Source organism: Sphingomonas sp. (assembly GCF_036388215.1).
Lineage (GTDB): Bacteria > Pseudomonadota > Alphaproteobacteria > Sphingomonadales > Sphingomonadaceae > Sphingomonas.
On sequence record NZ_DASVSH010000031.1, the window covers coordinates 17,003 to 26,572 of the forward strand.

Here is a 9,570-nt window from a genome sequence, read left to right on the forward strand (position 1 = left end):
CTAGCCTAATGAGCCGGGGGGTTTCCATCGTCGAAGCGCGCATCGCGGACACAGCCGGTGGCTGGCGTCTCGATCGCGCGCTGGCGGATGCCCTGCCCACCTTGTCGCGCGAGCGGATCAAGGCGCTGATCTCCACCGGACAGGTCACGGGACCGGATGGACTGGTCCGCGATCCCGCCCGCAAGGCCGCCGGTGGTGCGCTGTTCACCCTCGAGATCCCCGATCCGACGCCCGCGCACAACGAAGCGCAGGATATCGCGCTGAAAATCGTGTTCGAGGACGAGCATCTCATCGTGATCGACAAGCCCGCCGGTCTCGTCGTGCATCCCGCCGCCGGCAATCTGGACGGTACTCTGGTCAACGCGTTGCTGCACCATTGCGCCGGGCAGCTCTCGGGCATCGGCGGCGTCGCACGCCCGGGGATCGTCCACCGGATCGACAAGGACACGTCAGGGCTGATGGTCGCGGCGAAGACCGATCCCGCCCATGTCGGCCTCGCCCGGCAGTTTAAGGCGCACACCATCGACCGCCGCTACAAGGCGATCGTCAACGGCAATGTCAAAACGCCGACGGGGACAGTGAATGCGTCGCTCGCGCGCTCGCCCAACAATCGGAAGAAGATTGCCGTCGTTCGAGAGGGAACCGGTCGCCACGCAATCACGCATTGGCGCCGCCTGTGCGAACTTCGGCATGCGGATCTTGTCGAATGCCGCCTGGAAACCGGACGCACCCACCAGGTCCGCGTTCACATGACATCAATCGGCCATCCGCTATTGGGGGACCCGGTTTATGGGAGCCCCGGCAAGCATCGCGCGCTTCTGGAAACCTTGAATTTCCGGCGCCAGGCCTTGCATGCCGCCCATCTGGGGTTCATTCACCCCATCAATAGTAACGCTTTGGCGTTCGATAGCGAAATGCCTGCGGATATGCAGGAACTGTACGCTAACCTCATCGTATGATTTTCGGCGCATCGGTTTTCTGACCACCGCGTCGCGTGAAAGGGAGATTGGATCATGGCAAACGGCAGCAATGTCCCGGCGACGATCCCCGCGCTTGGCGGTGAGGCGAGCCTCAACCGCTATCTGTCCGAGATCAAGAAGTTTCCGATCCTGGCGCCCGAGCAGGAATATATGCTCGCCAAGCGCTTTCAGGAGCATGGCGATACCGAAGCCGCCGCGCAGCTGGTGACCTCGCATCTGCGCCTCGTGGCGAAGATCGCGATGGGCTATCGCGGCTATGGCCTGCCCGTCAGCGAGCTGATTTCCGAAGGGAATATCGGGCTGATGCAGGGCGTGAAGAAGTTCGAGCCCGATCGCGGCTTCCGCCTGGCGACCTACGCGATGTGGTGGATCCGCGCCTCGATCCAGGAATTCATCCTGCGCAGTTGGTCGCTCGTGAAGATGGGCACCACGGCCGCTCAGAAGAAATTGTTCTTCAACCTCAGGCGAATGAAGGCCAAACTTGATGCGTTCGAGGATGGCGACTTGTCCCCCGAGCATCTCGCCAAGATCGCCACCGATCTGGGCGTGACCGAGGAAGAGGTCACATCCATGAACCGCCGCATGGCCATGGGCGGCGATACGTCGCTCAACGTGCCGATGCGCGAGGATGGCGAAAGCCAGTGGCAGGATTGGCTGCAGGACGATGCGCCCTTGCAGGACGCGGTCGTCGCGGATGCCCAGGAAGCGGATGTCCGCCACGAGATGCTGACTTCGGCGATGGACGACCTCAACGAGCGCGAGAAGCACATTCTCACCGAGCGCCGCCTGACCGACGACCCCAAGACCCTCGAGGAACTCTCGCAGGTCTACGGCGTCAGCCGCGAACGCGTCCGCCAGATCGAAGTGCGCGCGTTCGAGAAGCTCCAAAAGGCGATGATGCGTCTCGCGGGCGACAGGCGATTGGTGACGGCGGGCTGAGCCCCCGCCGCTTCACTGTGGCACGATCATGGGTTTGCCGGGCGGTTGCGATAGGAGGCGCGCTGCGGCAATTCTGTCAGCATGGCTGATGGCAATCAGGACAAGGAGCCGCAGGACTCTGCGCCGGAGTTACCGGGCGAGTTGGGCGAAGTACGGCCGCAGCCGCTAGGCGAGCGCCCGCTCCCCGATCTCGAACCCCTCCCACCCGTTACTGCTACCCGGCGGAGGCCGGGGCCCGGTTTCGAGCACGCAATTCCACATTCCGACCCTCCCCCCGAACCACCTGCGACTGGGGCCCGGCCTTCGCCGGGGAGGGGTGCAAGGCGCAAAGGGTTGTTGCGCCGCCTCCTGATGTCGATCCTCAAACTCATCCTCGCTTTCCTGCTGGTCTCGGTCACCATGGTGGCGATCTATCGCTTCGCAGGGCCGCCGGTGACCTGGACGATGATCGGTGACGTGATCGGCGGGCACGGCGTCACCAAGCGGTGGATGCCGCTCAGTCGCATCGACCCCAGCATGGCCCGCGCCGCCATCGCGGCGGAGGATTCGCGCTTCTGCCAGCATCACGGCTTCGACATCGCGGCGCTGGAGGAAGCGTATCGCCGCAACCAGAAGGGCGGGCGCATCCGCGGCGGCTCGACGATCAGCCAGCAGACCGCCAAGAACGTATTCCTGTGGCAGGGCGGAGGCTATCTCCGTAAAGGCCTGGAAGCCTATTTCACCATGCTGATCGAAAATATCTGGGGCAAGCGCCGGATCATGGAGGTGTACCTCAACGTCGCCGAGACCGGCATCGGCACCTATGGCGTGAATGCCGGTGCCATGCGCTATTTCAAGCACGACGCATCCCGGCTCTCGACGCGCGAAGCCGCGCAGATCGCCGCAGTGCTTCCGCTCCCCAAGAAGCGCGCCGCGATCGACCCCAGGGGCTTCACGCGGCGCTACAGCAATGCGATTAGTGCGCGGATAGGCGTCGTGCGCGGCGACGGGCTGGACACCTGCCTGCGCTGACTACTGGATCTTCTTCGCCGCATCCTTCGCGGCGTCGCCCACGTCCTTCGCGGCATCGCCCACCTTGTCCGCGGCCTCGGTCACGGCGCTGGTCTTGGCGTTTTCGCGCGAGTTCTGATTGAGCAGATAGACCGCGCCGATCACGACGAGCAGCAGGATCGCGAAGCCGACCAGAATACCGCCACCTCCGCCGCCGCGGCTTTGCACGACTACGGTTTCGCCCCCGCTATCGGTCTCGGTCACGCGCTCGGTGATCACGCCGTCGGTTCGTTCGGTTACGCGTTCTACCATCGCTTTACTCCCATTGCTTTCAAAGCAACCGGGCTGCTCGCAGAATGTTCCCGGAGCGCTTGCCAAATCCATTCGCGTATCATATATGGTACGCTGTACCGCATTTTTTGGCGACCGTACTCGAAGAGGGAGTAATCTAATGTTTTCTATCACTTATGCTGGGAATCAAAGCGCTGGTAGCGCCATCCCTCGTCATTGGAGTCCGCAACATGCGAGAGGTGTACTTTCACAATAACGGTGCTGATCACGATGTTGGCAACTTTCTGATTTCGCTAGGCGACTATCAACATATAGTCTTGGAAGACCTCTGCATCATTGCGCACGAGGGGCCGGAAGCCTTGGAATGTTGTGATATGGGGAGAGGCGTCTGGGAATATCGCCGCGCTGTTGCGCCTGGCAGATATGCTGTCTTGTTGTTTGCGCTGTTATCGGAAAGCAATGTCTACATAGTCCTTCATGGATTCCGGGCGGGGAGAGAAGGCACCGCGCGACATGATTTGCGCCATGCCTATGGAGTCCTGAAGGCATATAGATAGGTTTTTTATGTCTAAGGATTTAGCGGGGATCGATCCCCGGGAGCGCCTTTTATCTCTTACCGATGTGCTCAATGGCGAAGGCATCCGAGATGTTATCCAGGCACGAGCGTTCAAGCGTATATTGGCTATGAAGTTATCCACTGAAATGGACGACCAGAAGATTTCAAAGACCGATATGGCAAAGCGCATGGGGACAAGTCGTGCTCAGCTGGATCGATTGCTCGATCCGGAAGCACATAATGTGACCCTGGAAACGGTCGCTCGCGCGGCCTCCACCTTGGGGAAGCACCTAAGGTTCGACCTCGTCTAGGTCAGAACGGCAGCTTGAACCCAGGCGGCAGCGGCAGTCCGCTGGTCATCTTGCTCATCGATTCGTGTGAGGCGGCATCGGCCTTGGCGCGCGCATCGTTGAATGCCGCGGCCAGCAGATCCTCGAGCATTCCCTTCTCGTTCGGATTGAGCAGCGAATCGTCGATGTGCATCCCAATGATCCGGCCCTTTGCCGAGGCGCGGATCTTCACCAGCCCGCCCCCCGATTGACCTTCCACTTCGATCGTATCGAGCGTGGCTTGCGCCTTGGTAAGCTCGGCCTGGACGTTCTGCGCCATGGCCATCATCTTTTCGAGATCCATCTCAATGCGTTCCTGTCTTCGTCCAGCCGATCAGTTCGGCTTCGGGAAAAGCTTCCATCGCCGCGGCGACGACGGGCGAGCGCAGCACCGCGTCACGCTCGGCTGCTTCGCTGGCCGCTTGCTGCTCACGCAAGGTAGGCTCGGTCGCGCCTTCCACAAGCCTCAGCCGCCAGTTGACCCCCGTCGTATCGCGCAATGCGGCGGCAAGATCGCGCAGGAAATCATTCGGCAGCGTGCGCGTCGCGCCGAATTCCGCCTCGCTGCCTTCGAAACGCACCGGGCGCAGGCAATCGCGCACCTGGGTAGCGAGCTGGAGCCGGCGATTGCGTTCCAGATGGTCGGCAAGCTCCGCCATCGTGCTCGGCAAGCCCGGCTCCTTGGACGCGGCGGGCGCGGCGGGTGCGGGCGTGATGGCGCCGCTGGCGATCTGGCGGGCAAGATCGCCCGGATCGGGAAGCTGAGAGGCGTGGATAACTCGCAACAGCGCCATTTCGCATGCCTCGATCGGCAGAGCCGCGCGCGCGACTTCGTCATGTCCCCTGAGCAGGAGCTGCCAGAGCCGGTGCAGCATCGGGAAACTGAGCCCCGCCGCCCAGCGCTCCAGCGCCTTGAGTTCCTCGGCGGATTGCCCGGCGGTAGCTTCGGTCCCCAGCTTCGCGAGCGTCACCCCGTGCACCGTTTCGAGCAGGGTCTTGAGCACGGCCTGGGGATCGACTCCCATGTCGTATTGCAGGCGAAGCGCAGCGAGTGTCCCACCGGCGTCCCCCGCGAGCAAAAGCCCGAACAATTCGCGGATCGCGCCACGATCAGACAGGCCGAGCATCTGGCGCACGGCATCGGCCTTGACGCCCTCGCCCTCGATGCCGGCATGCGCGATCGCCTGGTCCAGGATCGAAAGCCCGTCGCGTGCCGATCCCTCCGCCGCACGCGCGATCATCGCCAGCGCTTCAGGCTCGGCGACGACGCCTTCCTTTTCGGACACCATCGCGAAATGTGCGGACAGCGCTTCCGCCGAAATCCGCCGCAAGTCGAAGCGCTGGCACCGCGACAGCACGGTCACCGGCACCTTGTTCACTTCGGTGGTCGCGAAAAGGAACTTCACATGCGCGGGCGGCTCTTCCAACGTCTTCAGCAAGCCGTTGAACGCGGCCTTGGACAGCATGTGGACTTCGTCGATGATGTAGATCTTGTAGCGCGCCGAGACCGCCGAATAGCGCGACGCCTCGATGATCTCGCGGATATCGTCGATGCCGGTATGGCTCGCGGCGTCCATTTCGATCACGTCGATATGGCGGCCCTCCGCAATCGCGACGCAAGGCTCGCAACTGCCGCACGGATCGATCGTGGGCCCGCCTTGCCCGTCCGGCCCGATGCAATTGAGCGCCTTCGCGATCAGCCGCGCGGTCGAAGTCTTGCCGACTCCGCGCACGCCGGTGAGCAGGAACGCATGCGCCAGCCGGTCGCGCTTGATCGCGTTGCCCAGCGTAGTGACCATGGCATCCTGCCCGATCAGCTCCGAAAAGGTCTGCGGCCGATATTTGCGCGCCAGTACGCGATACGCCTGATCGCGCGGCTGCGGGGGTTCGTCTAGGCCAAGAAGGGAATCGGACATTGGCCCCTGTCTAGGTCGGCAGCGGGCGATTGTCGAAGGGGTCTGGCCAGGTCAGCGCCGCGGCGGAGCCGCGTCGTCGGTCGGCGCACCAGCGCCGCCGGCCGCAGCGCCGCTCAAACGCGATTTAGCATGGCTAAATCTTGGCGGCGCTGGTGGGAGCCGGAACGACCCGACACGAAATCGTTGCGGCTGCTTCCTTCCGGATCTGACCGGGTTGGCGACGGCATCGTCCGCCCGACTCCCGCGGCGCATATGGGCGAAGGCTGGCGTTGGTGCAAGTACGGGAGCGCCGTAAGCGCTCCCGTGGTTCCCGGGGCTTAGCGCCGCCAGTAGCGCACGTTGCGGCAGACGCGCACGCGATGGCCGTTGCGCCAGCGATTGTTGCACACGCGGCGCCAGGAAGCGCGGCGATTGTGCCCGCGGCTCCATCCGCGATGCCGGCCGCGATTCTCGCGGACCACGACTCGAACCTGTGCACTGCTGGCAAGCGCCGTTGCAGTGACAACCGTCGAGGGCGCAGCGGTAACCGTCGCGGCACTCGCGGGAACCGCGAACATCGCCGCGGCAGCAGCGGCCAGAATGGCAAATGTTTTCATCTCTCTCTCCTAACAATGCGCTGTCCGCGCAGTCTGCAAACAACAGGAATAGGGGCAGGTTCCGTATCAGCTGGCCGATTGTACCGAGGTCGCCTTGCCGCGGCGCTCTGCCAGCACCTCCTCGGCGCGGTCACCGCGCAGCCGCAATGCCTCCAGCTCCTTCTCGCTCTTTCCCTCGACTCCCATCACCTCGTCGCGCGCGCCGCGCATGGCATGGATCAGCTCGTCGATCTTGAGGTGGAGCGCGACTTTCGTGCCGTTTCTGCTGGTTCAGCACCATTTGCGTAAGCGTGATCGCCATCACGGAGAGAACCAGCGTGAGCACCGCCGTCGCCGTGTCGCCAAGCGGCAGCAGGAACCAGCCGCAGCAGAACAGCAATACGCCGATCAGCGCTACGGGGTGGCCGGCGATATTGGCGCCGACGTCGGAAACGCGGCAGCCAAGCGCGTACAGCTTCTGGCGCAAAGTCGTTTCACCCATCGCTGCCCAACGGGTGTAGCCCCCGGCTGTTCCAACCTATGTTAACGTCCCTGCATGTCGCGATGGCCGGAGGGCATGCGCACCGTCAGTCCGTCCAGGTCTGGACTCAGCACGATCTGGCATGCCAGCCGGCTTGTGCGCCCCGCTCCCATCGCCAGGTCGAGCATATCCTCCTCGTCTTCGCTCGCGGGCGGAAGGCGGGCGAAATCCGCGGCCGCGATCAGGACGTGACAGGTCGAGCAGGCCATCTGCCCCTCGCAGGTCCCTTCCAGCGGCTGCCCGTCATTCTGCGCGACTTCGAGCAGGCGGTCGCCCTCCCTGGCAAAGGCCTCGCGAGTCTCCCCATCGGCACTGATGAAACGGATTCGGATCATGCGGACACCTTTTGCGCGCGCGCCGCATGGTTGATCCGATCAAGCGCGGCGATCAGCTCTTCTTCGCTGGTATAGCGCCCGAAGCCCAGCCGGATGCTCGATTTTGCCTGGGCATCGCTCAACCCGATCGCGCGGAGCACATGGCTCGGCCGCCCGGAGCCGCTCGCGCACGCGGAGCCTGCCGAGAAGGCCACATCGCGAAGCTCGGACATCAGCCGCGCTACGTCGAGTCCCGGGCGGCGGAGATTGAGGTTGCCGTGATAACGCTCATCCCGCGATCCGTTGAGCTGCCAGTCCACCGCCACATGCGCGAGTGCGGCGCGGAAGAGCTGCTCGGCATGCGCATGATCCGCGCCGAAGCGCTGCTTGGCAAGCTGCGCCGCCGCGCCGAACCCGGCGCACAGCGCCGGCGAAAGCGTGCCGGATCGGCCGGACCTTTCCTGCCCGCCGCCGTGCATGAGCGGTTCGATATCTATCCCGTCGCGGATCCATAACGCGCCGATGCCCTTGGGCCCGTGGATCTTGTGCGCGGATATCGCGACCAGGTCGCATTCGTCCGGGATCAACTCGCGGCCATAGCCTTGCACGGCGTCGCACAGGAACACTGCGCCGGCTGCACGCGCCAGTGCGGCGATCTGCGCGACCGGCTGGATCACGCCGATCTCATTGTTCACCAGCATGGCGGTGACGAGCCCCGTGCCAGGCCGGATCGCGGCGCGCAGAGCGGGGAAATCGGGGAGTCCGTCCGAGCCGACCGGCACTATCGCAACTTGTCGTCCACTCCTTGCCTCCGCCTCCACAGTGTCCAGCACCGCGGCATGCTCGGTCGCCAGCGTGACGATCGGGCCGCTAGTGCCCTTGATCGCCCAATTGAGCGCCTCGGTCGCGCCACTGGTGAAGCTGACCGCGCCGCCTTCGGGCATCAGATCGGCAACCTGCTCACGCGCCACCTCGACAGCCGCCTTCGCTGCCCGCCCCAAGGCATGCGCCGAGTGAGGATTGGCGTGCTGGCTCTCCAGCCAAGGCAGCATCGCGGCCAGCGCCTCCGGGGCAAGCGGCGTGGTCGCCTGATAATCGAGGTAGATCATGCCGCCCGCGCATCCGTGGCGATCTCGCGCCACAGCGCCGCGAACGCATCGACTTCCGCCTCTGTAGTCTCGCGTCCGAAGCTCACCCGCACCACTTCGCGTAGGGCCGGCTCGCTCCATCCCATCGCCGACAGCACATGGCTGGGCCGCATGCTCCCCGACGAGCAGGCGCTCCCCGCCGACACTGCGAAACCAGCCATGTCGAAGCGGATCAACTGCGCTGCCGATGAGACCCCCGGCATCCGGTAAGACCCAATTAGCGGCGACCGCGAATTCTCCGCGCCGACAATCTTGGCCCCCTCCAACGCCGTCTCCAGTCGCCAGCGCAATTTATAGATTCTGTCCATGTCATCGGGGATCTCCACCGCGGCAGCAAATCCCAGGGCCCCCGGCAGATTCTCTGTCCCGGCGCGATAGCCTTTTTCCTGTCCGCCCATCGGCATCAGCGTCGCGAAGCTCCGCACGAACAGTGCGCCGATCCCCGGCGGCCCCCCGCGCTTGTGCGCCGAGACCGCAACCAGATCGGCATACCGAAGTACCGCCGCAGACGTGCGCACCGGCATCTGCGCCGCGTCCACGAGCAATATGCCCCCCGCCTCCCGCACGATCTGCCCGATTGCCTCGATCGGCTGGATCACGCCGGTCTCGCTATTGGTCCGCTGCACGCAAAGCAGCACGCACGGCCCGATCGCGGCGCGCAACGCGTCCAAATTCAGAGTCCCGTCCGCCAGCACCGGCAGCACCTGGGCGCCCTCAGCATGACGCAGCACCGAATCATGCTCGACAGCGGTGATCAACACGCGCTCCGCCATCGAACGTCGCAGTCCGATATAGAGCGATTCGCTCGCTCCGCTCGTCAACACCGTCTCATGCGCCCAGCCGTAAGCCGCGGCGATCCGGCTACGCGCATCTTCCAGCGCCGCCCGCGCCGCCCGGCCTTCGGCATGCGGCGAGCTCGGATTGGCCCAGCGCGCCATGCCTTCGGCCACCGCTGCCACAGCTTGCGGCAGCATCGGCGTCGTCGCGGCGT

At 64.3% G+C, this 9,570-nt stretch carries 13 protein-coding genes and 1 other RNA gene; 5 read left to right on the forward strand and 9 right to left on the reverse strand.

Annotation, left to right across the window (positions count from 1 at the left end; translation table 11 throughout):
- Window positions 1–8: 8 nt before the first annotated feature.
- The 3 genes from VF617_RS12540 (at window position 9) to mtgA (ending at window position 2,930) form a co-directional block, all read left to right on the forward strand.
- The gene (locus tag VF617_RS12540; RefSeq protein WP_331015237.1) at window positions 9–959 is read left to right on the forward strand and encodes an RluA family pseudouridine synthase; all 951 of its coding nucleotides are present in this window, start codon (window positions 9–11) and stop codon (window positions 957–959) included.
- Between the two features lie 54 nt (window positions 960–1,013).
- On the forward strand, window positions 1,014–1,919 hold the full coding sequence (rpoH, locus tag VF617_RS12545; protein ID WP_331015238.1) for an RNA polymerase sigma factor RpoH: 906 nt from the start codon (window positions 1,014–1,016) through the stop codon (window positions 1,917–1,919).
- Between the two features lie 351 nt (window positions 1,920–2,270).
- Window positions 2,271–2,930: a monofunctional biosynthetic peptidoglycan transglycosylase gene (gene mtgA / locus VF617_RS12550; protein WP_331015532.1), complete on the forward strand. Its 660-nt coding sequence runs from the start codon at window positions 2,271–2,273 to the stop codon at window positions 2,928–2,930.
- On the opposite strand, the gene VF617_RS12555 is transcribed toward mtgA, so the two are convergent.
- Window positions 2,931–3,221 carry a hypothetical protein gene (locus VF617_RS12555; RefSeq protein WP_331015239.1) on the reverse strand — a complete coding sequence of 97 codons (291 nt, stop codon included), beginning with the start codon at window positions 3,219–3,221 and terminating at the stop codon, window positions 2,931–2,933.
- Window positions 3,222–3,764: 543 nt separating this feature from the next.
- On the opposite strand from VF617_RS12555, the gene VF617_RS12560 reads away from it, so the two are divergent.
- Window positions 3,765–4,067, forward strand: coding sequence for a helix-turn-helix transcriptional regulator (locus VF617_RS12560; protein WP_331015240.1), 303 nt, complete (start codon window positions 3,765–3,767; stop codon window positions 4,065–4,067).
- 1 nt (window position 4,068) lies between these two features.
- On the opposite strand, the gene VF617_RS12565 is transcribed toward VF617_RS12560, so the two are convergent.
- The 5 genes from VF617_RS12565 to VF617_RS16515 form a co-directional block, all read right to left on the reverse strand.
- Window positions 4,069–4,389 carry a YbaB/EbfC family nucleoid-associated protein gene (locus VF617_RS12565; RefSeq protein WP_331015241.1) on the reverse strand — a complete coding sequence of 107 codons (321 nt, stop codon included), beginning with the start codon at window positions 4,387–4,389 and terminating at the stop codon, window positions 4,069–4,071.
- A gap of 1 nt (window position 4,390) precedes the next feature.
- On the reverse strand, window positions 4,391–6,001 hold the full coding sequence (locus VF617_RS12570) for a DNA polymerase III subunit gamma/tau (RefSeq protein WP_331015242.1): 1,611 nt from the start codon (window positions 5,999–6,001) through the stop codon (window positions 4,391–4,393).
- Between the two features lie 149 nt (window positions 6,002–6,150).
- An RNA gene (gene ffs / locus VF617_RS12575) (signal recognition particle sRNA small type) lies at window positions 6,151–6,246 on the reverse strand.
- Between the two features lie 72 nt (window positions 6,247–6,318).
- Complete coding sequence (locus VF617_RS12580; protein WP_331015243.1) at window positions 6,319–6,597, reverse strand: hypothetical protein; 279 nt, start codon at window positions 6,595–6,597, stop codon at window positions 6,319–6,321.
- A 66-nt stretch (window positions 6,598–6,663) separates the two neighbouring features.
- Window positions 6,664–6,807, reverse strand: a complete 144-nt coding sequence (locus tag VF617_RS16515) for a hypothetical protein (protein WP_414714045.1) — start codon at window positions 6,805–6,807, stop codon at window positions 6,664–6,666.
- On the opposite strand from VF617_RS16515, the gene VF617_RS16520 reads away from it, so the two are divergent.
- Window positions 6,806–7,123: a hypothetical protein gene (locus VF617_RS16520; protein ID WP_414714047.1), complete on the forward strand. Its 318-nt coding sequence runs from the start codon at window positions 6,806–6,808 to the stop codon at window positions 7,121–7,123. The two genes, VF617_RS16515 and VF617_RS16520, sit on opposite strands and share 2 nt — an antisense overlap.
- Here the strand turns inward: VF617_RS16520 and VF617_RS12590 are convergent.
- Genes VF617_RS12590 through VF617_RS12600 form a run of 3 tightly spaced genes read right to left on the reverse strand, consistent with a single transcriptional unit; the run spans window position 7,120 to window position 9,553 of the window.
- The gene (locus VF617_RS12590; protein WP_331015245.1) at window positions 7,120–7,452 is read right to left on the reverse strand and encodes a 2Fe-2S iron-sulfur cluster-binding protein; all 333 of its coding nucleotides are present in this window, start codon (window positions 7,450–7,452) and stop codon (window positions 7,120–7,122) included. The two genes, VF617_RS16520 and VF617_RS12590, sit on opposite strands and share 4 nt — an antisense overlap.
- Complete coding sequence (locus VF617_RS12595) at window positions 7,449–8,540, reverse strand: cysteine desulfurase family protein (protein ID WP_331015246.1); 1,092 nt, start codon at window positions 8,538–8,540, stop codon at window positions 7,449–7,451. The genes VF617_RS12590 and VF617_RS12595 overlap by 4 nt, the downstream gene beginning before the upstream one ends.
- Entirely contained in the window at window positions 8,537–9,553 is a 1,017-nt protein-coding gene (locus VF617_RS12600; protein WP_414714061.1) for a cysteine desulfurase family protein, read from the reverse strand. The genes VF617_RS12595 and VF617_RS12600 overlap by 4 nt, the downstream gene beginning before the upstream one ends.
- Between the last annotated feature and the right edge of the window lie 17 nt (window positions 9,554–9,570).

What these genes read in the sequence shown, in the direction of transcription:
- VF617_RS12590 (WP_331015245.1), bottom strand. Translation starts at nt 7,452, where the DNA reads ATGATCCGAATCCGTTTCATCAGTGCCGATGGGGAGACTCGCGAGGCC.
- rpoH (WP_331015238.1), top strand. Translation starts at nt 1,014, where the DNA reads ATGGCAAACGGCAGCAATGTCCCGGCGACGATCCCCGCGCTTGGCGGT.
- VF617_RS12580 (WP_331015243.1), bottom strand. Translation starts at nt 6,597, where the DNA reads ATGAAAACATTTGCCATTCTGGCCGCTGCTGCCGCGGCGATGTTCGCG.
- VF617_RS16520 (WP_414714047.1), top strand. Translation starts at nt 6,806, where the DNA reads ATGGCATGGATCAGCTCGTCGATCTTGAGGTGGAGCGCGACTTTCGTG.
- VF617_RS12595 (WP_331015246.1), bottom strand. Translation starts at nt 8,540, where the DNA reads ATGATCTACCTCGATTATCAGGCGACCACGCCGCTTGCCCCGGAGGCG.
- VF617_RS16515 (WP_414714045.1), bottom strand. Translation starts at nt 6,807, where the DNA reads ATGCGCGGCGCGCGCGACGAGGTGATGGGAGTCGAGGGAAAGAGCGAG.
- VF617_RS12570 (WP_331015242.1), bottom strand. Translation starts at nt 6,001, where the DNA reads ATGTCCGATTCCCTTCTTGGCCTAGACGAACCCCCGCAGCCGCGCGAT.
- VF617_RS12565 (WP_331015241.1), bottom strand. Translation starts at nt 4,389, where the DNA reads ATGGATCTCGAAAAGATGATGGCCATGGCGCAGAACGTCCAGGCCGAG.
- VF617_RS12555 (WP_331015239.1), bottom strand. Translation starts at nt 3,221, where the DNA reads ATGGTAGAACGCGTAACCGAACGAACCGACGGCGTGATCACCGAGCGC.
- VF617_RS12540 (WP_331015237.1), top strand. Translation starts at nt 9, where the DNA reads ATGAGCCGGGGGGTTTCCATCGTCGAAGCGCGCATCGCGGACACAGCC.
- VF617_RS12600 (WP_414714061.1), bottom strand. Translation starts at nt 9,553, where the DNA reads ATGCTGCCGCAAGCTGTGGCAGCGGTGGCCGAAGGCATGGCGCGCTGG.
- mtgA (WP_331015532.1), top strand. Translation starts at nt 2,271, where the DNA reads ATGTCGATCCTCAAACTCATCCTCGCTTTCCTGCTGGTCTCGGTCACC.
- VF617_RS12560 (WP_331015240.1), top strand. Translation starts at nt 3,765, where the DNA reads ATGTCTAAGGATTTAGCGGGGATCGATCCCCGGGAGCGCCTTTTATCT.